We start from the raw sequence: 24,047 nt of genomic DNA, 5'->3' as shown, positions 1-24,047 counted from the left end.
AGGTGCGATTTGTGGGCGCTTTCTGGGCTGTGGGGCTCGGCGATGGGTCGCGTCAGCCGGCTAACGGGCTTAAGCCGAAATGATGACGATTTTGGGGTAGCTTTCGGGGCAACGACTGCGAGCGTATCGAATAGGATCGTGGCTGTTTACATGGGTTACATGGAACCGCACAGTCACGTCATTGATTTAAAACGAGAATGTCGAGCTTTCGGTGTCAGCCGGCTGACGGAAGTTTTGGCGACGTCCAATTCAAAATGCCAAGTTCCTTAATCGCGACATGTGATCGCCCGGTTGATGCTTGAGGTTCCTTGACATTCGAGCGTCCGGGTTAGCCTGAACTCATTTTGGAAAGATCCATTATGCAGACAGATTCACTTACGCTTCTTCAGCGAGAGGCTCTCGCCCAATACAACAGCCTGCGCCAACGGAAGACATCGATCATCATGTTCGGGCGGCTTTGCCGCTCGTTTTTGAATCGGGAAATTTGGCGATCGCAGTCTGAATTGGCCTCAGCCTTGGGCATTTCGAAACCACACGTCAGTCGGTTGCTGCGCGCAGCAAAAGTCCCAGACGAAGTTATCCACACTTTTGGCGACGCACATCGCATTTCCTTTGAAACCGTGGAAACACTCGCGAAGATTGAAAAGCGGACTGGGCGTATACTCTTGATAGCGCGCGCCGTGAGCTTTGGCGCCCGTTCCGACCTCAAGGTGCACGAGATACTCGCGGGCCTGGCTACTGGGTTTCTGGCGCCGATCCGACAACAGGTCGTGAGGCTCACACGCCATAAAGAGGAAGGTTACATCAGGCTGTACTCGCCGCAGTTGACCAGCATTTCGTCGGATCTTCCGCGTCTTGAGAGGGCAATCAACGCGGTTTTGATTGGAGTGTTGCAACTTATCTGATAGGCCGCCGGTCGGGGACGACGTGTCCGTTGAGCTTCGTCGTTTTCATCGCCTGGTCGGAATGCATGTCCGCAAAATTCGCACAGGAAAGACGCCGGCGGAAACACAAGACGTTCTGCGGCCAACATGCGTTACAAGTATCGAACTGAGACTAGCGAGACTTGCCAGACCTTGACCTGTTGAATACGTAGCCGGCGAATCCGTCTTTTAGGTCGGGGTACTTCTGGATCGTCGGTTCAGCCAAATCGCTGGTTGGATCGATGCCCAGTCGACGCAAAGTGAGTTTGCCGGCGGGCGTTACCTTATAGGTCCGTCGCCAGTCCTCTCGCTGTCGAGGTGTCGCTGCTTCATAAGCTTCCCATCCGCGCCGGACTTCTTCGACTCTACGGTCCTGAGCACGCACATCCTGGGCGGCGAGCCGCAACGCCGCCCGATTGACAGCCTTTTCTTGCACTTCGACTTCGCGTTGTTCTGTCAGCGCCAACGTTTCCTGGATCTCTACCATCTGACGCTCAGCGTCGGAGATGATCCACCCCTCCTTCAGTGCCTTCATGAAGAATCCCGCCGGACTCTTCGACACCTTACCCAGTTTCAAGCTGAAGCGCGTGCGCTCGATTGCCTGCTCCAATCGTTCATCGTTGTAGGTGTCGCGCGATGCCGCGATCTGGTTGAGTTGAGCGCTGGATAGCCCGAACTCCTGCTTCAACGTTTGATAGATCGCTTGCGCCTGCTCGTGAGTATGAAGGATGCGCTCAGCCATCTCTTTGCGCTCAATGCGGAACTTCAGGCGACCGATTTTCCGAGACCCCTGCTCGTTGCGCGTCTCGTATGAAAGCCTCAGGTCGGAGACCTCGTTGATCTGCTCAATAGCAGGTACTAGCCAGTCTCGTTTGAAGTACTTGAACTCGTTTGCCTTGGCACCCATTGCCCCTTGCCACAAACGCAATTCATCGAGCGTAAGCCAATCCGTTTCTCCGTCATCGGCGTATGGAAGCAAGTGGTCGTACATGACCCGTGCGTAGCTGAGGGTGAAGAGTGACGTAATACGCAGGCTGAGCCAATGCGACTTGCCTGGACCACGAATGATGTCTATGAGATCCGGAGGTACTCGAAATTGGAAGCGGCCGCCAGAGTACGAGATGCGTCCGATCAGTTGTACTGAGCCAAAGGGCTTTTCGCCATCGGCGTCCGGAGCAGTGGTCGCCTGGATCAATGCTCGTTGGGCTTCTGTGATGACTTGCTCGAGATGGGTGTTGTTGCGACTCGAGTAACGCATAAGCCATTTGAAGTAATCCAGCTCAACGTCATAGAGGCTACGCACCTGTTCGTCCTGGGCAACGATGAAATACGCCGCATCGATCAGACGTCGCGCTGCGACGCCTAAATCGATAATTCGAATAAGGACGTTCTTTCGCGCGAAGCCAATATCGGATCGCGCTGTGTCGACCGGTAGATCCTGACCGGTTGCGTCGTCGAACAAAGCCAAGGCCAGTTGCCGAGATGTGGCTACTTGCCCTGCAGTTGTCATGCGGCCTCCAAGGTTGCGGTCAAGGATATCTGGAGCGGTACGGTACCGATGGGAAGGTGCGAAGTCAACACAGATCACCTCACCTTGCTCGGCGGTCCACACAGAACACCTCACCTTTCACCCGCCCCTCGCCACAATTCGCCTCACCCTCGCGCCAAATCGCCTCACCTTGCTGCTCAATTTGGTTCACCTTGGGGTGGTAAACGCCTCACCCTAGCTCTCAATTAACAGCACCTTTGACACAATTCGCCTCACCTTGGGTATCTAACTTCCTGTTTTTTAAAGAAAGTCTGCTTTACGTTAGTTGTTTGTGGTTTTTGTTTATTTTGTAAACACTAACCACGGCGGGCCGAATGTGCGCGACGAACAAGCTGCCGCGGAGCGATGCAGTCTGCGTTTGTAAATGGGAAAGTGGGATTGGGCTGACGCACAGACCTGGGATCTGGGATCTTTGACAAAAACGTCGTCGGCCGGGCCTTCAGCGAAGGTGAGGCGAATTGTGTGGCGCACAAATGAGGGCCGAAATTTGGCGGCTTTTGAGTCCGGATAAGGTGAGGCGTTCTGTGTTGGCGGGTTTTATTTTTCGACTCCGGGCCCGTTAGTCGTCTCTCCCTTTGGCGATTTTCCGTTACAGTCTTCCGCTAATCAGATCGGGTAAGTGGTTGAAATAAAAGGAAATAAACGTTGGCGACGATTGAACTCGCTGTTCCAGTCAGATTTCAATGGCAATTCTGCAGTGGGATGAGTATTCTACGGTTCGACGCGTGATCCACCAATAACCGTAGAAATCGATGGTGAGCGTGAAGAAATCAGCTCACCTAGACAAAACATAGGAACTGCAAAATGAACTTGAGCGAATTGCCTGGGATAGACAGGCGCGTGAAGCTCTCCAATCTCGGTGAGTTCGCTGAGCGTCTGTCAGTCATGGCGAATGAACTACGCGACCAGATTCTGGCTCCGCGACCTCGCAAGAACCCTCCCGTCTTCACGATTGGGGAGTTGGCAGAGCTATGCGGTATCGACCGCCAGAAGATTAATTATCTGGCGACTAAGGAAGGTGGGGAGCTTCCGCCGGGCATGGCGCACGGCACAGGCAGGGCGCGCATCTTCTCTCTTAAAGATGTTCGCACGTGGGTACAGCAAGTATCTGACATCTACCAGACTCCGCTCGTCACCGGCACTCGTGAGCATCGTGGCCGCGTGTTGATCACTGCGAACTTCAAAGGGGGCTCCTGCAAAACCACTACGACCATGTGCCTGGCGCAAGGTTTGAGCCTGCGCGGTCGCAAAGTCCTTGTCATTGACCTCGATCCGCAGGCGTCCCTCTCGGAACTCTGCGGCTTGTATGCGGAAAAGGACGTGACGTGGGAGGACACGGTCCTCCCTTTCATCTACGACCCGAACATCGAAGGCGGACTCGCCGGGAAGGTTCAAAGTACATATTGGGATGGCCTCGACGTTATCCCTGCACACAATTACCTTCATGACGCGGAGTTTCATCTTCCTACGGCGCAACAGACAAACCCAGGCTTCGAATTCTGGTCTGTTCTTCGCAAGGGAGTTGAACCGCTGCGGGCCCAATACGACTACATCATTCTGGACACCGCCCCGTCTCTTTCGTACATGACCCTTAATGGCCTGATGGCGGCAGATTCGATGGTTATGCCATTGGTTCCGGAGAGCTTGGACTTTATCTCCTCGGTATCTTTCTGGTCTCTGTTCGCCGAAGTCGCGCATGGGTTCGTGGAGCATGAGGTCGATAAGACGTACGACTTCATCTCTGTCCTCCTGTCTCGAGTCGACTATGGAACAACATCATCAGCGCCGGTTGTCCGCTCCTGGTCTCAACGTGCATATGGGGACTGGCTTAATACAACGGAGGTTCCGGCCAGTTCCGTTATGAGCAACGGCGCGTTAGCCTTCTCGACGGTCTTCGACCTATCGCGTTCTGATGCTGTTGCGAAGACTTTGGCCCGGGTAAAGCAACCGCTGCTGGACTACTGCAAGTGGATCGATGATCAGTATGTTGCGCAATGGAGGGCCGGACAATGAGCAACTTGCGTGAGCGCATGATGAGCAAGACTGCTGAGGTCCGGGCAGCGAAAGACATCAAGCTTGACCAGCAGCAAGAAAAACCCACCAGCCCGCGAACCGCCCCTGGGATGGCAGGAGCGTTAGCTCAGGCACAACAGCGAATAGTCGAACTTGAGAAGGCAGGCACCGCGTCGGACGTAGCCGTTGCGGACATCGTTCCTAACCCGTGGCAGCCACGGAAGGTGTTCAACGAAGCCAAGATGACACAACTCGCCGAATCGATTCGGGAAGCGGGGCTGGTTCAACCAATCGTAGTTCGACGGGCGGCGCCCGGCCATCAGATTGTTGCTGGCGAGAGGCGTTGGCGTGCCCACAAGATGATCGGGAAAGAGACGATCAAGGCTGTCATCATCGATCTTTCGGATGAAGAGATGGCGATGTTAGCCCTTGTGGAAAACGTCGTGCGCGACGACCTGTCCGACTATGAGATCGCTCGCTCTATTCGTAGCACCGAGAAAGAGTTTCCCAACCGGAAGCGTATGGCGGAAGGTCTGGGTATATCTCGTTCGGAGCTGTATCGCTTCCTCGCTTTTTCGGATCTTCCAGACTTTGTGGTCAAGGATCTAGATATACAGCCGAGACTCCTGGGGGCGAGTGCCGCAGAGGGCCTCGTTTCGGTCTTGCGGGACCAGAACCCGAAAACGGTCGAAGTGGCGCGAGAGGTATGGGCAAGAGTGGTGGCTGGGGAACTCGATCAATCGAAACTGGCGAGAACAATCAAGCAAGCCATCCAAAGCGGTGACAATGGATCGCGTAGTGTCAGTGACCGTAGCATCGAGAAAATTTTTGCGGGAAAGAACCAGGCCGGGTCGATTACGAAAGATGCTGTAGGATTTACCGTGAAGATTCGAGCCGGAATGCTTACGGACGAAAAAGAGAGGCAGATACGGATGCTCATCGCTGAGCTTTTTTCGGGCAGCAACTGCTGAGTAAGATAAAGGTGCCCCAAGAGGGCACTTTTTTTGGCGATCCCTGCTCAACTTCTGGCTGTGCGCGTGTCCCAACTTGGGACACGCGTCCCCCGTCGTAGAAAGGCTCAGCAATTTGGGGGATCATATCCCCTAGATTCGGAACTTTAGTTGTCGCGGACTGAAGGTGGCAGCGACGATCCTTTTTGCCGAGCGAGTGTCCCAAGTTGGGACACGTGTTTTTTCGGGCACTCTCTCGCCGTCAATATTGATTTACACAGCGCAGCATGTGCGGTCGAAGGCTCGCGTCGCGGCATAACCGCGCCGGGCGAAGGCCCCACATGAGGGCATAAGCCACGCCGCCCTCGCTGCAAGCGATCGTTGGATGCAACGGGAAGCGACTTAAACGTCGGCTCTTGCCTGCTCCTGAACGGTGGCGAGCATCATTGCATCGGTTGCGACCATTCGTGATCTTCGCCGCTGACAACAGATCCAGTTTGGCCGGACGCGGGCAAAGCCCCGCCGTTTGCGGCGAGAGAAGAAAGCGCGGACGCGAAAGGCGTCTCGACATTGTGTCAACACCGATACGGTTGCCTGCATGCAACGAACTTCAGGCGCACCGATCGAACTGATGCCAAAGGTGGCCCCAAGTGCTTCCTCTGTCGCATTTCCGGTCCTAGCCGGTCCGTCAATAACGACGTGCTGATGTAGCCGGTCAGACGCTAGGCTGGCCACGCGGGGATGTGCCAAGGACTAGCCGCATGGCGCGATAGCGAAGAAGCGGCATCGTCGGCCGAGGCCCCGTTCACCCCTGCAACAGAGCCTGAATGATCAGGCGCGTGGTTGCGCCCGCTTCTGCGAGAAGTGTGGCGCTCACGCAGATCACGAAGCGCGGCCACTACGACGGCTTCCCCTACCCACCAAGACAGAGCCGGGTCGATTTCAGGGTTACGCCGCGGAGTTCCAAGAGTCGCATCATGGAAGGTGCACAGGGCAACGTTCCGGTCAGTCACTGAGTGTTCCAAACGCCGCGCGACTCGAGCGGCATGATCCGCAAGCGACATCAACCATCGGCTTACTGGGCATTGACCGGTTTGCCGCGTTCTCCGATGTTTCGCATCTTGAGGCGCTCAACGGATCAGGCGGTACTAGAGACGTCTCGCGCTTGCGCAGCGCTTGCTATGGAGGACCTGTAGACGCGCAGCATGGCGAAGTCGACTGCGGGCACGCTTGGGTATTTGGTCAGAACATACAGGCCAACTCTGTCCTGAACACAGTGATTCTCCAGTAGGACTGGGGCGACGTTCCGCGTCAACTTGAGCAAAAGCACGACTGAGAGGGTGGCTGGCTCGCTTCCGTGCCGAGCAGAAAAGCGAGACGCATCCTTCCGGCGGACACGTCTCAGCAAATAACCGCAACACATGGGCGAAATTCCGCTTGTATTGCGTACGGCCACAGGGAACCCTGTCGATATGGCATGACACAATTAACATGCCGCGCCGCGGCGGAACGCTTTCAGCAGCGAAGAGCTGGACATGCCCCGGCTAATCTGTAGAGAGATGCGGCAGTCCGGTCGCTCTGGGAAACTGGAACCCGGCCGAAGCGACGACGCATGATGCTTGTCACGCGTAGCGCCGCAGGAATCTCCGGCCTTCAGGCCAAGGAGGATGGCGAATACGTACAAGCAGTTCTCGAGACGAGCTCGTAAGCGCGAGATGGTTGGTCTGCGGCGGCACGCCGCGCTAGACGCAGTATCTCGCCGACGCGCTCGCTCATCCACTCTCGCGAACTCTCGGTGTCGATGCAGAATGTGCCCTCGGGCGGCGCAAAGCAAAATCCCTGGCATAACTAAGGAGTTGCCGTCATGTTGGCCTGAGGCTTAGTTGGAAACTCGAAATTCCCGCGGCAGAATTGCGCGCCGCCTCTGTGAAACATTGCCGAACAATTTCTGGCAGCTCCCAAGCCCCGTCTGTCAGCGCTCTTGCGGCTTTGACCGCAATTGTTTCACGGCTGGGTCCTCGATATGATCGGCAAAAAGACTAAGAGCTGTCGCTCGGACGGGGCCTTCGCCGCACGGACGCATCGGACGTAGTGAACATTACGTAATTTGTAGCTTGCCGGATTCTGCGCGGCTGGCTGTCCGAGAGGACTTCTGTCAATGATGGAAGGCGGTATGACGAAACAAGACACTTCGCAGGCCGCCCATGGGCCCGACACAGAGATCGCCAACTTAGTAGAATTCATGCATACGGCGGATGCGCGAAGCGTCAATGCCTTGATGGTGGCGACCAACGGGGAAATCGGTCGGGGGCGTTAGGGATTGAGGAGGGAGGCGAGGGTGGGGCGGCATACCGCGAGGCACTGATTAAGCGCTCGGTACCGATATGTCGCGGCGATTCGAACGGGGCTTCGGTTGGCGCATTGTTGCGCAGATGCGGGCTCTCTAAAGGCTTGGCAGATTGAACGAAATTGGCCCAGATGCGCGTGAAGCCTCGTCGTTCACGGCTGAGCTTTACCCACAAGTCCGCTTGTAAACTGGATCGGACGGTGTTAACTTTCGCGCATTCAATTGATGTAGCGGCTGCGGATTGGCGATCGGAGACGACACGGCAGACTGGGCGAGCGAGGAATTCGCGCAAGCGAATCTCGGAGACGCTCGCCTATCGCATCGCCTGATTGTGTTAGCACGTCAACTGGCGAGCAGCCCCCACACGTCGCTGCCGCAGGCTCTCTCGCCTGCTGAACTGAAGGCGGCCTACCGGTTCTTTGACAACGACCAGATCGACACCGACGGTGTACTGGCGCCGCATATCGCGCAGACGCTGCACCGTATGGAGCAGATCCCGGTGGTGCTGGCGATACAGGACACCACCGAATTCAACCTGACGCATCTGCCTGCCACAGATGGTTTGGGGCGCTGTACCGGTGGCAATGAACGCGGGTTCCTGATGCACAGCCTGCTGGCGGTCAGTCCGGAAGGCTTGCCACTCGGCGTACTGGGCATGAAGACGTGGGCGCGTCGCGAAGAGACCCAGGGCAGCGCCGCGCAGCGCAAATCCCGGCCCATCCACGAGAAGGAAAGCATCAAGTGGATCGAGGGACTTGCGCACCTGTCGGCGCTGAAGTCGCGCTGTGAGCACACGCAAGTCATTGGCATCGGTGATCGCGAAAGCGATGTCTATGAACTGTTTGCTGCGCAACGCCCGGACGGAGTGGACTGGCTGGTGCGCGCGGCGTGGAACCGCTGCGCGCGGCACCCCCAGCGCTATCTCTGGAAAGCAGTACTGGACACCCCCGCAGCAGGTCACACCGAGTTGCTGGTGCCGGCCAAAGGGACTCGCCCCAGCGCACTGCACGCCTGACATTGCGATACGCATGCGTACGTCTGCGACCGCCTCAGACGCGGACCCGTTTGCCCGAGCTGGACGTCTTCGCCGTGCACGTCATCGAGGACAAACCGCCTGCCGGTATCGAGCCACTCGAATGGATGCTGCTCACCTCAGTGCCCACTCACTCGCCCGGGCAGGCACTTGAGCGGCTGCAATGGTATGCACGGCGCTGGACGATTGAAACCTGGCACCGGGTACTCAAGAGTGGCTGCCGCATCGAGGCCCGCCAGTTCGGCACGCTCGAACGCTTTGTTCGGGCCACCTCCCTGTTCGCGGTCATTGCCTGGCGCATTCTCTACACCACGCTGCTGGCGCGGCTGGACGGTGACCTGCCTTGTGAGGTGGTCCTCCAGCCCGTCGAATGGCAAGCCCTGTATTGCCGAGTGCATCGAACCACCCGGCCACCGGACACGGTGCCGTCGCTGCATAAGGCGATACGATGGATTGCCGCCCTGGGCGGCTACCTGAATCGACGTCATGATCCACCACCCGGCGCCACGGTCATCTGGCGAGGTTTCCTCGTCTTGCACGAAATCACCGAGATGTTCCGCATCTTTAATTCAGGTCCGTAACTTGTGGGTAAAGCTCAGTCGTTCACGGCGGGGAAGGAAAGCGCGGACGCCAAAGGCGTCCTTGACGACGCTTCGGTTCTGATACGCGTGAGCCATGCAACGACTCTAGGCCTTCAAGTTCGAACCGATGCCCAACGGCGAAACGCAACGCAATATGCGCGAGTTGGCGGGCGCGTGCCGGTTCGTCTATAACGAGGCGTTGGCGTTGCAGGTCGAACGCCACAAGGGCGGCGATAAGAAGCTCGGCTACGCCGGCCTGTGCAAGCTGCTCACGGAGTGGCGCAACGGCGCGGAAGCACCGTGGCTCAACGATGCGCCAGTCCATCTGCTCCAGCAGGCCTTGAAGGACCTTGAGCACGTCTACACCAACTTCTTTGACAAGCGGGCCGAGTTCCCCCCGTTTCAAACGAATGGGCGAGCAGGATGCGAATTGCGGATCAAATGCACGATGCAGGTCTGGATCTGCGCGGCCGGATACACCGCCTCGATCGCTTCCGGAAAGCCGCGCAGGCCGTCCACGACCGCAATCAGAATGTCGTGCAACCCGCGGTTCTTCAGCTCGTTGAAGACCTTCAGCCAGAACTTGGCGCCTTCGGTCTGTTCGATCCACAAGCCGAGCACTTCCTTGCGGCCGTCGGCCCGGATGCCCAGCGCCAGATAGACGGCCTTGTTCTTGACCGTGCCTTCGTCGCGGATCTTCAGCCGAAGCGCGTCGAAATACACGATCGGATACATCGCTTCGAGCGGGCGTTGCTGCCACTGCTCGACCTCGGCCAGTACTTCATCTGTGACGGTCGAAATCAGATCAGGCGACACCTGCAGACCGTACAGCTCCAGCAAATGGCCCTGGATCTCGCGCACGCTCATGCCGCGCGCATACATGCTGATGACGTGGTCGTCAAAGCCCGGCAGGCGGCGTTGATACTTGCCGACCAGTCGGGGCTCGAACGTCGCCTCCCGATCGCGTGGAATGTCCAGCTTCAGCTCGCCGTTGGGCGTGATGACCGTCTTGGGGCTGGTGCCGTTGCGGTGATTGCTGCTCCTGCCTTGTCCGGCCTCGCTCTCCAGGTGGTGCGTGAGTTCCGCCGCGAGCATGCGCTCGGCCAGTTGCTTCTTTAGTTGGCCGGCCAGGCCTGATTCGCCCAGAATCGACTCGGCCTCCTTGTGAACCGCCCCGGGTTTCCCGGAGACTATTTTGCTTGAGTCATGCCACGGCGGCAGACCCAGCGAGATTTGCATAATAAGCGGCTTCGGCCTGCGCGGGTGGAATGTTGCCGATGGGGCCGAAGAGCCGACGATTGTTGAACCAGTCCACCCATTCGAGCGTCGCCATTTCAACGGCCTGCAGATTGCGCCACGGTCCGAGGCGATGGATGACCTCTGCCTTGTACAAGCCGTTGATCGTTTCAGCCAGTGCGTTATCGTAGGAGTCGCCCACGCTGCCCACCGACGGCTCGATGCCCGCCTCGACCAGCCGATCCGTATAGCGGATCGATACGTATTGCACGCCGCGGTCGCTGTGATGGATCAGCCCGTCCTGCTGCGCCGGCTGTCGTTCGTACAAGGCCTGCTCCAGTGCGTCCAGAACGAAGTCCGTGCGCGCCGAGCTCGACACGCGCCAGCCGACAATGCGTCGGGCGAACACGTCGATGATGAACGCGACATAGACGAAGCCCTGCCAGCTCGATACATAGGTAAAATCTGAAACCCACAGCGCATTGGGCCGTTCGGCCGTGAATTGCCGCTTCACCAGATCCTTCGGGCACGGCGTCGAACCATCGCTCACTGTCGTACGTACCGTCTTGCCCCGCACCACGCCGCGCAGGCCCATCTGCTTCATCAGCCGCTCGACCGTGCAGCGCGCCACGACAATGCCTTCGCGCTTCAATTGCGTCCAGACCTTGTCTGCGCCATAGACCTGGAAGTTTTCTTCCCACGCGCGCCGGATCTCATCCTTGAGCATCCTGTCACGCTGGGCCCGCGGCGGCACCAGGTCAGGATTGGCGCGGCGAGCCACATGGGTGTAGTACGTCGACGGTGCGATTGGCAGCACCCTGCAGATCGGCTCGACCCCGTAGACGTGCCGGTGATCATCGATGAACGTGATCATCACTTCGGTCGGCGGTCGAGCTCCGCCTGTGCGAAATACGCTGACGCCTTGCGCAGGATTTCATTGACCTGCCGAAGCTCACGTACTTCCCGCTCCAGTTCCTTGAGCCGATCCTGCTCCTGCGTACTCGTGCCCGGGCGCAAACCCCGATCCCGCTCCTCCTTGCGCACCCAGCTACGCAGCGTCTCGCCCGAGCAGCCAAACTTCGCCGCAATCGACGCGATCACTTTCCATTGCGATTCCCGGTCGCCTTGATGTTCCAGCACCATTCGCACAGCCCGCTCACGCACTTCCGGCGAGTATCTTGGGGATTTCTTCTTCGTGTTTTCCATAGCTCCATTTTCTCAAGAAGTGGAGTCTCCGGAAAACCCGGGGCGGTTCAGATTCAACCGGTCGATGCAATAGTTTGGTTAAACCGCTCGGCTGGCGTTTCGTAATTCAGTGTCTTCCTCGGACGTTCATTGAGCCGTCTCGCCACAGCATTGAGCCTAGTCTGTGAATACACCGACAGGTCGGTACCTTTCGGGAAGTATTGCCTCAACAGTCCATTCGTGTTCTCGTTCGACCCACGCTGCCAGGGATGTTGTGGGTCGCAGAAGTAGACGGCAATGTCCGTGGCAACAGTAAAGCGTTTGTGGCTGGCCATCTCAGTGCCGCGATCCCAGGTTAGCGATTTGTAGAGTTCCTGGGGCAATTTGCAGGCATGTTTGATGAGCGCATCGGCAACCACCTCGCTGTCCTTGCTGGCAATCTTCACCAGCATCACATAGCGTGTCTGGCGCTCGACGAGCGTCGCAATCTGGCTGCTCCCGCTGCCGCAAAGCAGATCACCCTCCCAATGTCCCGGCACTGCGCGGTCCTCGATCGTGGCTGGACGTTCGCTGATCGACACCGTGTCGCGGATCCTGCCGTGGTCGCCCGTCTTCTGCGTGTAATGGCGGGAACGCCGCATGACCCGGGTACGCCGCAAATGTTCGAGCAATTCCTTCTTCAAGACACCACGGGCCTGGATGAAGAGACTGCGGTAGATGGTCTCGTGTGACACGTGGTAATCCTCGTTGTCCGGGTACGCGCGCCTGAGCCATCCCGCGATCTGCTCGGGCGACCACTCCAGTTGAAGTTTGTCTGCCACGATGCGTGCCAACATCCGGTGTTCGACCAGCTTACAGACTTTGGGCCGCTGCGCCCGATCCCAGGCAAGCTGATCGGCGTGACTTGCCCGATAGCCATCCTGCCCACTGTTGCGTTTGATCTCGCGGCAGATGGTAGAGGGAGCCCGCGCAAGCCGACTGGCGATTGACTGGATCGAATCGCCAGCAACAAGCGCGCTCGATATCTCTTCCCGCTCGGCTAATGTTAGCGCCAGCCGCGAACGATGTCGCTTTGCCGGCGGGATTCCACCGGCTTCGCCGATGATCCGCTGCACGGACGAGTGGTGGCGATCGAAGAGCTGGGCGATATGCTCGAGAGACTCACCCTTTCGCCAGCGCTCCCACATCAGCGCTTTCTGCTTCTCGCTGTAGTAAATCCGGTGTCGCTGTTTCATTTGCAACACTCCCGCCGCTCATGCAGCGTTCATTGTGTTGCATCGACCGGTTGAATCCGCCCACGGCTTGAACGCCAACATGGTCGCCCGCTGGCGGCGCGCTCATGAGCGCGCCGAATCGACTGCGAATGTCCAGCCTACCGAGACATTCATCCCCGTGCATGTGCACTCGCCGGCACAACCGTCCTCAAGTGTCGTCGTCGAATGTGGCGCTGTGCGGGTACGCTTCGACGGTCCGCTGGACCTGAGCGTACTGCGAACCGTACTTGCAACGTTGCGGTCGCCGTCGTGATTGGCCTGCCGTCAGGAACACGTGTGTGGTTGGCTGCTGGCGTGACCGATATGCGAGCCGGCTTCAACAGTCTCGCCGCGAAGGTGCAAACGGTCCTTGAACGCGATCCCTTCTGTGGTCACGTGTTCGTGTTTCGGGGCAAACGCGGGAGTCTCGTGACATAGTGCATCCTTTGGTTAGAAGCCCGGCAACTTGAGTGACTTCTCTGCTTCCTGTCGGGCCTTGAAGTGAGGCGGTCGCCTTTCCTTGATAGCCCGTACACCTTCCCTGACGGCTTCAGAATCAAGCTCAGCAACAGGGACCTGCCAGGGCACCGAGGGCATGAGTTGAGTCGCAGGCAGTATTCCTTCACGGATCAGGCGGTGAATCGAGCTGCCGTAGATTCCCAGTCGCCGTGAGGCCTCTTCCACGCTGATCGTCTCCGCATGCGATGCCATCGGATCGAATGGCGCAATGCCCAGCCGTTCACGCAGTTCGGTAACACGAACCGTGGTCCAGGTCTTGCCGTCTGGCGATTTGCATCGCATGCGGTTCATGGTCACCGCAAGCTCCCTGTCCGGCCACTGCCCGCCAAGCTTGCGCATAACCTCAACAGCACTGAAGTGTTGGCCAGATGGATATCGACCAACATTCACGCGTGCGACGCGCAGCTCCGTGTGCCGACCACCGGTCCAGTGAACCGTTGCAACTGCTTCATTCATATTGTCGTCCAGATCAATCACGACTTCCTGAATGAGAATACGGGTCAGCCGCTGCTTTGTTCGCATATCGGTGCCCGGCGCATTCCACGCCGCCGGGAGATCGCGTGCGAGCGTCATCAACTGCGTCTGGTCGATCGCGGGCCGGCTTGCAACCTCGCGGTCCAGAAGCGCAGCGCGCTCTTCGAGGTGAGCGACACGTTCGAGGGCCGCATTCCAACGCGCTTCAAGCTCGCGTGCAACCAATCGTTTCGTCGGATCGACAACCTCATACCGGCGTGCGGCAAGAGAGGCATCGTAGCGCGCTTCCTCGAGCTCGCAGGCTAACGCGCGACGCGCATCATCGCCTGCGCGCGATGTTCGCTGTGCAGCGCGAACGGCCGCTTCCACCGCATGCTCCGAAACCGCTTCGAGAATTGCGGCCGCCACTGCTTTGTCGATACGTATTCCGGCGATTCCGATACAGCGGAATGCTCCGACATGTGCTTCGTCGCCACGGCAGTAATAGCGATGCGCGTGGCCGGCTCTCATGCCGTAGTTGACTCGCATCATTCGGCCGCACCGGCCACATCGCGCCAGGCCAGTAAGCAATGCCCGCCCACCACGAGCAGATCGACGGGAAGCCCGCTTCTTCATGTGTGTGTTCTCGGCAATCATCCTCTGATGCTCCTCGAACTGATCCCACGTGATGTACCCTGGGTGATGATCGCGCAACAGGACGCTCCAGTCCTTCATTGGCTTGGAGTGGCCTTCAGTCTTACGAGCCCGTCCGTCGACGACCGCGGTGCGCTGGGTCGTCCTTCCAAACACATACGCCCCAGCATAAACCGGATGCTCCAGGATCTGGACGACCGTGTGATATGCAGGCCTGCTCCATTCGATCCGGATGCCCGCGGGGCCGTGCCGTGTCACCGGCAGTTTCACGTCGGATTGTATGGCCCATAGCAGCACCTGACGGGCACTGCCGAGTTCGCGAAACTTACGGAAGAGCACCCGGATGGACTCGGCAACCCGTTGGTCTGGATCCATCTCGATCTGCCCAAGCTCATTCCAGCAGTAGCCCGGAGGTAGCGCAAAGCGCAATTCGCCACGCTGGGCCTTCGAATCACGCGCGGCAATGCCACGCTGCCGCAGCAGACTGAGTTCGTACTCCGACATCGTGCCTTTGAGTCCAAGCAGGAGCCGATCGTTGACCAGCCTGGGGTCATACGATCAGTCATGTTGATGCCCTCATCTGTTTGCTCGCGGGGCGATAACGAGATGGTCCCGCACCCCTGATTTGAGTTCCTGCAGTGCAGCGATGCTCTCTGCGGTGTCCGGAAACAGGAACCGCTTGTCGTGCGGGTCGCGCTCTGCCTTGATGACGCCGCTGTGAATGCGCCGCTTGACCCACGAGGTCGAAACCTGCAAGCATTGTGCAACATCGGCCATCGTCAACCAGCCAGAGATGTGGCGAGCACGCATTGATCTGGCATCGTGCAGCACACGGTGCCGCTGTCGGATGACCGTACCGTACTGGCTGGCACATGGCTGCATCGTGCCGAGTGGTGTCCCTCCTGAGTCAGTATTGCGGCGATCGTGGCATCGTCGATGCCTTGCCGCGCGAGTTCCAGCAGGCGAGCCAGCATTTCGGCGCCCCGGGAGAGCGCCGACACGGCATGCACCCGGGGTTCGACCTCCAGTTCGGAGACTTCTCCGCCTCTCCAGACAACCCGGATTGTGATGCGGTCACGCGTGACCCGATGCAGGACCACTTTATCAATAAGGGAGCGCAGCATGGCCTTCTTGCTCTCGCGACTAACTTGCGGTCGCTGCCAGATTTCCGGTAACTGGACGCCGAGCGCGAGAAAGTCATTTTGCTCTTCATCACTCAGGGCCTCCGGCTTACACTCCTCCGCCTGACGACGGGCGAACGAGTCCTCCGCCTGCCGCAGTTCGCGCAGCGCCGCCTCCCATCTTCGCTCGAGCTCGGCTGCGATCAGGCGGTTATCGGGGTCGACCCGATTGTATTGGCGCTCGGCCAGGAGCGCCTGATAGCGTAGCCGTTCGACCTGCTGCGCCTCAGCCCGGTTGGCGGCGTCACGGGTCTGTTGTCTCGCATCTTTTGCACGGGCCCAGTTTTCGAGCTCGGCCGGTCCTATTGCCGCGAGAAAGGCCTCTACGACCCGCGCATCGATCAAATCAGCGGGGAGGTGCTGGCATAACGAACCGCCCTGGCTGCGCAGCAGATAGTTACAGACGTAGCTGTTGGCGTTCTTGTACTGCACCGCCATCTTGTGGCCACACTGTCCGCACCAGACGATGCCCTGAAGTACGGCCGCGCCATCGCGGGGCACCCCACGTGTCTGGTTTCGCTGGTATTCCGCATGGTTATCGCGCAGCATGGCCTGGACCCTCTCGAAACCGTCCCATTCGAGATACATAGGATAACGGTCTTTCAACACGATTTTCCATTCTGACATAGGACAGCGCTCCGTAATCAGCTTGCCGTTGGCATAAGTCGAATGGCAGGATCGGGTGCGGCCGTAGACGAAGGCACCCGCGTAGGCAGGATTCTTCAGGGTCGCCGTGAGCATACCGGCCGTTGGTGCGCGCCATACGACGTCACCAAACCGGTCACGCCGCGGCAAGGTTAAGGCATGGTCCCGGAAGCGGCGCATCACTTTGCCAACCGACCCAAGATCCAGAAACGTCGTAAAGATCAGGGATACGCGATCTTGCACCTCCTGGTTTGGATCTTTATGCACTATGCCGTTGGTGTCACGCTCGAATCCTGCAGGTAGCAGCAACGCAAGTTCACCACGCTTAGCCTTGTTCAGCAATCCGGCCGTCAGACGGCCGCGAAGTGTGTGTAGCTCGACCTCGGAAATCGTGCCCTTCAAACCCAGCAACAGGCGTCCGTTCGCAGAACCAGGATCGTATACGCCATCGCGGTCGCCGATAAGACATTGACGAAATCCGCACAGATCCAGCAAGGGATACCAGTCCGTGCAGTTACGCGCAAGCCGGGTCACCTCGTAGGAGAGGATGATGCCGACCTCGCCCAGGGTCACGCGGGCAATAACATCCTTGAAGCCCTCACGATGCGAGAGCGTCGAACCACTCAGCCCAAGATCGACGTCGATCACCTCGATGTTCGCCTCCTCCCAACCGAGGTCGCTTGCGCGCTGACGCAATGCGTACTGCAATCGCAGACTTTCCTGATTGGTCACTACCTGGTTCGGTGTGGACTGCCGGATATAGATCATGGCCTTACGGCAAAGATGTTGGGCTGTGACGAGTTCCGATGTCATGGCCTCTCCTTCGGAGAATAAACCAGATCATTGGCTTTCTGATCCTCGTTTATTATCAAGCAGTCCTTATTAGAATTCCAGGTTGATATTTGCGTTTCTGGCGATCCGAATTCTCTGCCTATGCGAACCAGCTCCCGGATGCTATCGGTCGATAGTTTGCTCGATGGTAGACGTGGAGACGCCGGATGGAGGGACGTCGCCACTACCGGAATCTTTAACAGGATGTCGTTGCGATAAGCGACAGTGACTTGCCCCGATGCACCGACCGTGCTCGCTGGCGCCACTACAGCAAACGTACGGCCATACAGTGGATGGGCATGATCAGTGACGGTGACCTGCTCCGACCGCCCAGTTAGCAGTCGAACAGGGGTATCAAGGTGTGTCCTCGTAAATACCGTCGTGATCAACGACGACCGTGCCGACCAGCGCGCAAAGATCAATGAGATGGTGCCAATCGCGGCCGTTGCGCGCAAGTCGTGAAGCCTCGAGACAGAACACGGCGCCGACGGATCCTGCACACACTGACGCGACCAGCTTCTGGAACCCGGGACGTTCGATACTGCCGGAGCCCGAACGTCCAAGGTCATCGTCGATCGTCGTCACTGAAGCAAAGCCCATGGTTCGTGCAGATTCGCGAGCGCGTACTGACGATTCTGGCTCTCCGTGTGCTCCACCACCTGGCTCATGGTTGATTGACGGACGTAGACCACCGCGCCTCGGCAGAGATGTTCAGCGGAGATCTTCTGGTTCATCGCGATCTCCTGGGTCGGTTATGTTCTCCGGCTTGCCCAGCGCTTCCAGCAGAAGTGCTGCGAGCGCGTCGATCACTTCCTCCCGTCGATTCCCCACTATGGCTGCGTCGAAGGTGGGATCTAGGTGCAGTTCCAGCGGAAGCTGTACGCCGGGTTCTCTTTGCAGTCGTCTCATCGGAATGGCCCTCCGTTGACAGAGGCTTCGATGATCCTCCTGCGGCGGAGTGGCGCTTCCGATCAGACAGGACGCGGCACAAGAAGGCCAGCGCCTCGGCGCTCACTTGCGGTTCGCCAAGCGACATCGCCGAGCATATCGACGCATCGAGCATCCAGGCTGGCAGTTCGCGGGAGATCTGTTGCGGGACGTCGAGGTGAACCATCTGATTCCCGCGGCGCCCAGTGCGGCGGACCAGCCTGTATTCCTGGCCGTAGGCGGGGTGCCAGCGGTATGCGATCACCACAATTTGCGATCGGGATGTTGAATGTCGTGTGGTTTGGCGATTTGCTCAAGCTGTTGTGGTGGAGCGGTGACGGCATGTGCTTGTTGATGAAGCGACTCGAGAAGGGACACTTCGTCTGGCCGCAAGCCGACAGTGGCGTCATTTGCTTGAGCCCTGCACAACTGTCGATGCTGCTCGAAGGCATCGACTGGCGGCAGCCCACGAGAACGGTGCGCCCGACGTCAGCGTTGTAAATGTCGTCGCGGGCGCGTAAATTGCGCCCATGACGCGCGCGATCCCACTTCCCGACGACGTTGAAACGCTCAAGGCCATGCTACTCGAGCAGGCATCGACGCTTCGCGAGCGCGAGGATCAAGTGGTCAAACTACAAGAGCGGGTGGATTTGCAAGAAGCAGCGCTGGCTTCGCGGGCAGCCGAGGTCGAGCACCTGAAGCTGCTCATTGCCAAGCTTCGACGCATGCAGTTCGGCCGCAAATCGGAGAAGCTGGATCGTCAGATCGAGCAGCTTGAGCTACGCCTCGAGGATCTGCAGGCCGACGAAGGCGCCGCTCCCATCGAGATCCCGAAGACGGCGCGCACCGCGCCGGAAGTCCCGCAGCGCAAACTGTTGCCCGAGCATCTGCCGCGCGACACGCGCACCTATCTGCCGGAATCGGCAGAGCGTTGCACGCAATGCGGTGCTGCGATGAAGCAACTCGGCGAAGACGTCTCGGAGCAACTCGAATACGTACCGGCAAGCTTCAGGGTGATCCGGCACGTACGGCCGAAGTTCGCATGTTCATGCTGCGATCACATCGCGCAGGCAGCAGCGCCGAGCCGCCCAATCGAACGCGGCTTGGCAGGGCCTGGATTGCTCGCACACATACTCGTCTTGAAGTTTGCTGACCACGTTCCGCTTTACCGGCAATCGGTCATCTATGCGCGCGAAGGCGTTGAACTTGATCGCTCGACGCTGGCGTCGGCCATAGCGCGACCCTGCTGCAACCGCTGGTCGAAGCGATTCGGCGCCACGTGATGGCGGCGACGAAGTTGCACGCTGATGACACAGCAGTGCCGGTGCTTGCGCCCGGAAACGGCACCACCAAGACCGGACGACTATGGGTGTACGTACGCGACGATCGACCGTCAGGAGACGCAACGCCGGCTGCCGTGTGGTTCACCTACACGCCTGACCGCAAAGGAATTCATCCGCAGCAACATCTTGCAGCGTTTGCGGGCACGCTACAGGCCGACGCCTACGGCGGCTATCAGGCCATTTATGAAACCGGGCGCGTAGTCGAAGCAGCGTGTTGGGCTCATGCGAGGCGACAGATATACGAGCTGTACGCAGCTCGACCGAACGCCTTCAACACCGAAGCACTCAAGCGAATCGGAGCACTGTATAAGATCGAAGAGGTTATCCGGGGCAGGCCGCCCGATGAGCGCCGAGCCTATCGCCAGGCGCACGCCAAGCCGTTACTCGATCAGCTTCATACCTGGCTGAGCGAAGTGCTCGACACGCTTTCGCGCAAATCCGATGCGAGTCGTGCGATTCTTTACGCGCTGAACCGTTGGGCGGCGCTAACGCGCTATTGCGATGATGGGCGACTTGAGATCGACAACCTGCCTGTCGAGCGCGCCCTGCGCGGGGTAGCCATCGGGAGGCGCAACTACCTGTTCGCGGGCGCTGACTCGGGCGGCGAACGTGCCGCTATCATCTATAGCTTGATCGGGACAGCTAAGCTCAATGACGTCGATCCCGAGGCGCATCTGCGAATTGTGCTCAAGCGCATCGCTGATCACCCGATCAACAGGATCGGTGAACTGCTGCCATGGCGTCTGGATCAGTCGTCGCACTCGAGCGGCGTATCGGCGTAGTCCAGGACAACGGTGTGGATGCGAACCTCACACCAATCGCGGAACATCTGAGCGTTCGATTACGCGGCCACAAATCCGGATCGACATACCAATCTCCCAGCAACTGCTCGAAAACTGCCTTCCAGTTCCGCTGAATCCATCGTTTGCCTGGCTGATCCGGATCATCGGCATCATCCGTGGGGATCAGAGACGCCGACGGCTCCTCGCGTGCATCCTCGAACGTGATGATGGCATTGGAAGGAACAGGATCGGCCGCCTTGATCCAGTCGACGAACGGCGCCTTGGGCAGAATGATCGCGACAACCCGATTGGTAACGTAAAGTGGCTCCAGCGGCATGCGGTCGGCCCTCGTGTCAGAAGACCAAATGCTAAAGCAAGACGGTCCTCCCGCCACGAGGGCCTTTCCTATCGGCAGGCCGCCGCGCTGTTTGATATTCGCAACTTCAATATTATCGCTACGTGGGAGCGCAACTACGATCAGGGCGGACTGGAGGCCTTGTCACCACACGCTTCCTCACGCCGCAAGAAGATGACAAAGCATCAGACCACAGAATCTCCGAGATCATCAAAGGGTGACGCTAGGCGCACTCGCGACGAATTGATAAAGGAACTGGACAACCTCCGCATGGAGAACGCCTATCTAAAAAGCTCAATGCCTTGGTTCAAACGACCGCGCAGCAAGCGCAGCGCAAAAAGCACAAATCGTGATCGAGCTAAGGCACCAATACCCTCTTGCCGATCTGCTCAAGCTAGCAGGCTTGGCGCGCAGCACTTTCTATTATCAACAGAAGGCGCTGCAGGCGGCCGACAAGTATGCTGACCTCAAGGCCCGGATCAAGACAATCTTCGTAAGCGGCCCGCGCCTTTTCCCTGACGCCTGCAGCACCATGCGAACGATAGCCTGCCACCCATTTGCGTAGCGACGTAACATTCACATCATGGCGGCGAGCAACGACTTTGAGCCTGGCCGTTCCCGAACAATAATCCTTGACGACCGCGAGCTTCGTCTCTTCCGAATACTTGCCCACAAGACTCCCTGCAGAAGTGTCCAACTTCTGGGGGTCAGTCCAAAATTTGGTGGATACCAAACTATCCAAAACCTCAATCGCTATGCCAGAACGGCCCTCGTGAGCCGCTTACGTTGCTCGTGCAGTTCGGCAACCTGTGCATCGCGTTTCCGCGCGATCTCATCACGAGCGAACACCATCGCTTTCAGGGCGTCGATGTCGTCGGGAAGGTCTGTTTGAGCTTCCCCTGAAATTTCGCCTTCCAGCAGGTCGTGTGTAAACTCGACCCAAAGGAAGGAAAGAAGAGATGTTCAAGGTACCAAAACAGGCGTACACGCCGGAGTTCCGGGCGGCGGCCGTGCAACGAGTCAAGGACGGGCAAGGCGTAGGCGCAATGGCCCGCGAGTTGGGCGTGTCGGAGCAGACGCTGCGCAACTGGGTGAAGGCCGAGCAGGCCGGCAAACTGAACGGTCCCGGAGCGAAGGTGGTCACGCCCGGGCAGATGGAGCTCTCGCGGTTACGCGCCGAGAACAAGCGCCTGCAAATGGAGCTTGAAATCGCAAAAAAGGCGGCGGCGTACTTCGCGAAGGACCTTCTGTGAAGTACGCCTGGATTGCCGGGCAGTGCCGGCACTATCCGCTGTCGACGCTGTGCGAGGTCCTTTCGGTGAGCGTGAACGGCGATCGTGCCTGGAAGCGCGGCGGCACGCCCGAGCGGAAACGGTTGACCGACACGCAACTGCTTACGCTGATTCGGTCGATTCATGCCGAGGTCAAGGGCGCCTACGGCTCGCCACGCATGACCGAGGAGATTCGCGCACGCGGGTTTCCGGCCAGCAAGGCACGCGTGGAGCGTTTGATGAGCAAGAACGGTATCCGGGCACGCCACAAACGCCGCTACCGCGTCACGACTGATTCCCGGCACAAGCTGCCCGTCGCGCCGAACCTGTTGAACCGCGAGTTCGCGCCGGCTGCGCCGAATCAGGTGTTCAGTTCGGACATCACGTATATCTGGACCGACGAGGGCTGGCTGTATCTGGCGGTCGTGCTGGAGCTGTTCAATCGAGAAGTCGTGGGTTGGTCCATCAAGCCGCGCATGACGGCCGACATTGTGACCGACGTGCTGACGATGGCATGGTTTCGCCGGAAGCCCGCGCCCGGCGCGCTGCACCACTCGGACCGTGGCAGTCGGGGCGAATTCAACCGGTCGTCGCAACACTGGATTGTTGAACAGATTTTAGGTACTCGTCCAGCGCTTCCGCAGGCGTCTTCCAGCCGAGCGTTTTCCGGGGCCTGGTATTCAATATGTTAGCAACGGCTTGGATCTCTCGAGCACACCACCGGGACAGGTCTGTGCCCTTTGGAAAGTATTGTCGTAGAAGGCCATTGGTGTTTTCGTTCGTACCGCGCTGCCATGGGCTGTGCGGGTCGGCGAAGAATACCTTCACGCCGGACTCGATAGTGAAGCGGGCGTGATCGGACAGCTCCTTGCCACGATCCCAGGTTAGTGATCGCCACAACTGAATCAATCCACTCTGTTAGTGACGGTAACAGGCAGTTCCTGTGCGATTATGCCGCGCGAGGAACAGAAGTGCCCAAGCCCGAGCCGAACTGCTCCGAATGGATGTTACTGACCAGTTCATCGAATAGTGCATCGTTTTTCAGGCGGCAAAATATGGACATGCTTTTCCTGAAACAGGTTGTGGATCAAGTGCGTTTCGTCTGGCGCAAGTCGGCCGATGAAATTCTGTCGAGTCGTGAACGGTTTTGCGCACGGGTCCAAACGATACCGCGATGAACATGCCACACCAGCGATTGACGACGCCGTCCTCGCGCTCCTCTATTTGACATTGCACGACGACAGCCGCCATTGTCACCCATTGCTCGAGGGGATGTAACGATGTGGATTGACCCTGATCTTTTCGCTGCAGCACCGGAATCCAAGGTGCGCGCACTCGGGGCCACCGATGCGTCTATGCGGATGCGCTCATGCAGATGCTGCTGGAACTCAAGCAGGTCTTTCTTCTGCCGCTGCGAGCACTACAAGGCTTCGCCCAGAGTCTGCGCAAACTTGCTTTCCCGAGCCTGCCCGTGCCGAACTACACGACGTCGAGGCACACAGACGCTGAAGGTCGCGGTGCCGGCACAACGCCCAAAGACTCCTTGCACCTTGTGCTCGACAGTACCGGGCCAAGGTCTATGGCGAAGGCGAGTGGAAGGTGCGCAAGCATGGCTGGTCCAAACGTCGCACTTGGCGATGGACCCGAACACCGGACAGATCTGCGCTGCACTGATGAGTCGGCCCCGGGTTTCCGGGAGACCGTTTTTGTTTGAGTCAAGCCGCCTTGGCGACGTTCTGAAACTGCCGATAGTAAGCTTGCTCGGCTTCCGCCGGCGGGATGTCGCCGATCGGGCCGAACAGCCTACGAATGTTGAACCAGTCGACCCATTCAAGCGTTGCCAGGTCGACAGCTTGCTGCCTGCGCCACGGGCCGCGCCGATGAATCAGCTCCGCTTTATACAGCCCGTTGATTGTCTCGGCCAGTGCGTTGTCGTACGAATTGCCAACTGTGTCGACTGCCGATTCGACGCCGGTTTCGGCCAGACGCTCCGTGTAGTGGATCGAAACGTATTTG

General features: G+C 58.6%; 15 protein-coding genes, 10 pseudogenes and 1 other annotated feature. Of the genes and pseudogenes, 12 read left to right on the top strand and 13 right to left on the bottom strand.

Annotated elements, in window-relative coordinates; all coding sequences use genetic code 11:
* Nucleotides 1-359 precede the first annotated feature (359 nt).
* Nucleotides 360-905 carry a hypothetical protein gene (locus QFZ94_RS43285; RefSeq protein WP_410852905.1) on the top strand — a complete coding sequence of 182 codons (546 nt, stop codon included), beginning with the start codon at nucleotides 360-362 and terminating at the stop codon, nucleotides 903-905.
* 151 nt (nucleotides 906-1,056) lie between these two features.
* Here QFZ94_RS43285 and QFZ94_RS43280 read toward each other — a convergent pair whose 3' ends face one another.
* Nucleotides 1,057-2,433, bottom strand: a complete 1,377-nt coding sequence (locus tag QFZ94_RS43280) for a replication initiation protein (protein WP_429464114.1) — start codon at nucleotides 2,431-2,433, stop codon at nucleotides 1,057-1,059.
* Between the two features lie 843 nt (nucleotides 2,434-3,276).
* On the opposite strand from QFZ94_RS43280, the gene QFZ94_RS43275 reads away from it, so the two are divergent.
* From QFZ94_RS43275 to QFZ94_RS43260, 4 genes and pseudogenes are all read left to right on the top strand, one after another.
* A complete protein-coding gene (locus QFZ94_RS43275) occupies nucleotides 3,277-4,485 on the top strand; it encodes a ParA family protein (protein WP_410852903.1) in 1,209 nt (402 codons plus the stop codon).
* Nucleotides 4,482-5,456: a ParB/RepB/Spo0J family partition protein gene (locus QFZ94_RS43270; RefSeq protein ID WP_410852902.1), complete on the top strand. Its 975-nt coding sequence runs from the start codon at nucleotides 4,482-4,484 to the stop codon at nucleotides 5,454-5,456. Before QFZ94_RS43275 ends, QFZ94_RS43270 begins: the two co-directional genes overlap by 4 nt.
* Before the next feature lie 2,567 nt (nucleotides 5,457-8,023).
* Nucleotides 8,024-9,396, top strand: a pseudogene (locus tag QFZ94_RS43265) (IS4 family transposase).
* A gap of 127 nt (nucleotides 9,397-9,523) precedes the next feature.
* Nucleotides 9,524-9,571, top strand: a pseudogene (locus QFZ94_RS43260) (hypothetical protein); the annotation flags it as partial.
* A 251-nt stretch (nucleotides 9,572-9,822) separates the two neighbouring features.
* Here QFZ94_RS43260 and QFZ94_RS43255 read toward each other — a convergent pair.
* From QFZ94_RS43255 to QFZ94_RS43245, 3 genes and pseudogenes are all read right to left on the bottom strand, one after another.
* Nucleotides 9,823-10,635, bottom strand: a pseudogene (locus QFZ94_RS43255) (IS256 family transposase); the annotation flags it as partial.
* A protein-coding gene (locus tag QFZ94_RS43250) for an IS3 family transposase (protein ID WP_429458928.1) occupies nucleotides 10,601-11,838 on the bottom strand; the annotation gives its coding sequence in 2 pieces (ribosomal slippage) (nucleotides 10,601-11,535 and nucleotides 11,535-11,838; 1,239 coding nt in all). The pseudogene QFZ94_RS43255 and the gene QFZ94_RS43250, both read right to left, overlap by 35 nt.
* Nucleotides 11,432-11,548: a sequence feature (AL1L pseudoknot), on the bottom strand. Its footprint overlaps the gene before it by 117 nt.
* Before the next feature lie 53 nt (nucleotides 11,839-11,891).
* Nucleotides 11,892-13,052 carry an IS30 family transposase gene (locus QFZ94_RS43245; protein WP_429455971.1) on the bottom strand — a complete coding sequence of 387 codons (1,161 nt, stop codon included), beginning with the start codon at nucleotides 13,050-13,052 and terminating at the stop codon, nucleotides 11,892-11,894.
* A gap of 204 nt (nucleotides 13,053-13,256) precedes the next feature.
* On the opposite strand from QFZ94_RS43245, the gene tnpB (QFZ94_RS43240) reads away from it, so the two are divergent.
* Nucleotides 13,257-13,508: an IS66 family insertion sequence element accessory protein TnpB gene (tnpB, locus tag QFZ94_RS43240; RefSeq protein WP_429464111.1), complete on the top strand. Its 252-nt coding sequence runs from the start codon at nucleotides 13,257-13,259 to the stop codon at nucleotides 13,506-13,508.
* A 12-nt stretch (nucleotides 13,509-13,520) separates the two neighbouring features.
* On the opposite strand, the gene QFZ94_RS43235 is transcribed toward tnpB (QFZ94_RS43240), so the two are convergent.
* The 6 genes from QFZ94_RS43235 to QFZ94_RS43210 form a co-directional block, all read right to left on the bottom strand.
* The gene (locus QFZ94_RS43235) at nucleotides 13,521-15,200 is read right to left on the bottom strand and encodes a recombinase family protein (RefSeq protein WP_429464109.1); all 1,680 of its coding nucleotides are present in this window, start codon (nucleotides 15,198-15,200) and stop codon (nucleotides 13,521-13,523) included.
* 72 nt (nucleotides 15,201-15,272) lie between these two features.
* Nucleotides 15,273-15,473, bottom strand: coding sequence for a hypothetical protein (locus QFZ94_RS43230; RefSeq protein ID WP_429463886.1), 201 nt, complete (start codon nucleotides 15,471-15,473; stop codon nucleotides 15,273-15,275).
* Nucleotides 15,474-15,475: 2 nt separating this feature from the next.
* Entirely contained in the window at nucleotides 15,476-17,335 is a 1,860-nt protein-coding gene (locus QFZ94_RS43225) for a recombinase family protein (protein ID WP_429464107.1), read from the bottom strand.
* A 372-nt stretch (nucleotides 17,336-17,707) separates the two neighbouring features.
* Entirely contained in the window at nucleotides 17,708-17,953 is a 246-nt protein-coding gene (locus QFZ94_RS43220) for a recombinase family protein (protein WP_429464105.1), read from the bottom strand.
* The gene (locus QFZ94_RS43215; protein WP_429464103.1) at nucleotides 17,935-18,087 is read right to left on the bottom strand and encodes a hypothetical protein; all 153 of its coding nucleotides are present in this window, start codon (nucleotides 18,085-18,087) and stop codon (nucleotides 17,935-17,937) included. The genes QFZ94_RS43220 and QFZ94_RS43215 overlap by 19 nt, the downstream gene beginning before the upstream one ends.
* Nucleotides 18,065-18,262 (bottom strand): hypothetical protein, encoded by a 198-nt coding sequence (locus QFZ94_RS43210; protein ID WP_429464102.1) that lies wholly within the window; start codon nucleotides 18,260-18,262, stop codon nucleotides 18,065-18,067. The genes QFZ94_RS43215 and QFZ94_RS43210 overlap by 23 nt, the downstream gene beginning before the upstream one ends.
* 273 nt (nucleotides 18,263-18,535) lie before the next feature.
* On the opposite strand from QFZ94_RS43210, the gene tnpB (QFZ94_RS43205) reads away from it, so the two are divergent.
* The 4 genes and pseudogenes from tnpB (QFZ94_RS43205) to QFZ94_RS43190 form a co-directional block, all read left to right on the top strand.
* On the top strand, nucleotides 18,536-18,781 hold the full coding sequence (gene tnpB, locus QFZ94_RS43205) for an IS66 family insertion sequence element accessory protein TnpB (RefSeq protein WP_429464100.1): 246 nt from the start codon (nucleotides 18,536-18,538) through the stop codon (nucleotides 18,779-18,781).
* A 29-nt stretch (nucleotides 18,782-18,810) separates the two neighbouring features.
* Nucleotides 18,811-20,405 (top strand): annotated as a pseudogene (gene tnpC, locus QFZ94_RS43200) (IS66 family transposase).
* 394 nt (nucleotides 20,406-20,799) lie between these two features.
* Nucleotides 20,800-20,919, top strand: a pseudogene (locus QFZ94_RS43195) (helix-turn-helix domain-containing protein); the annotation flags it as partial.
* A 60-nt stretch (nucleotides 20,920-20,979) separates the two neighbouring features.
* A pseudogene (locus QFZ94_RS43190) lies at nucleotides 20,980-21,253 on the top strand (IS3 family transposase); the annotation flags it as partial.
* Here the strand turns inward: QFZ94_RS43190 and QFZ94_RS43185 are convergent.
* The gene (locus tag QFZ94_RS43185; RefSeq protein ID WP_429464098.1) at nucleotides 21,155-21,433 is read right to left on the bottom strand and encodes a transposase; all 279 of its coding nucleotides are present in this window, start codon (nucleotides 21,431-21,433) and stop codon (nucleotides 21,155-21,157) included. The pseudogene QFZ94_RS43190 and the gene QFZ94_RS43185 sit on opposite strands and share 99 nt — an antisense overlap.
* A gap of 286 nt (nucleotides 21,434-21,719) precedes the next feature.
* On the opposite strand from QFZ94_RS43185, the pseudogene QFZ94_RS43180 reads away from it, so the two are divergent.
* Nucleotides 21,720-22,603 (top strand): annotated as a pseudogene (locus QFZ94_RS43180) (IS3 family transposase); the annotation flags it as partial.
* Between the two features lie 7 nt (nucleotides 22,604-22,610).
* Here the strand turns inward: QFZ94_RS43180 and QFZ94_RS43175 are convergent.
* A pseudogene (locus QFZ94_RS43175) lies at nucleotides 22,611-22,934 on the bottom strand (IS30 family transposase); the annotation flags it as partial.
* Nucleotides 22,935-23,290: 356 nt separating this feature from the next.
* Between QFZ94_RS43175 and QFZ94_RS43170 the strand changes: the two are divergent.
* Nucleotides 23,291-23,725 (top strand): annotated as a pseudogene (locus QFZ94_RS43170) (transposase); the annotation flags it as partial.
* Between the two features lie 21 nt (nucleotides 23,726-23,746).
* Here the strand turns inward: QFZ94_RS43170 and QFZ94_RS43165 are convergent.
* Nucleotides 23,747-24,046, bottom strand: a pseudogene (locus QFZ94_RS43165) (integrase core domain-containing protein); the annotation flags it as partial.
* Between the last annotated feature and the right edge of the window lies 1 nt (nucleotide 24,047).

The organism is Paraburkholderia sp. JPY465, from assembly GCF_050436725.1.
Classification (GTDB): domain Bacteria; phylum Pseudomonadota; class Gammaproteobacteria; order Burkholderiales; family Burkholderiaceae; genus Paraburkholderia; species Paraburkholderia youngii.
Note: the sequence above shows the minus strand (reverse complement) of the source record. Positions and strands in the feature narration are given on the sequence as shown.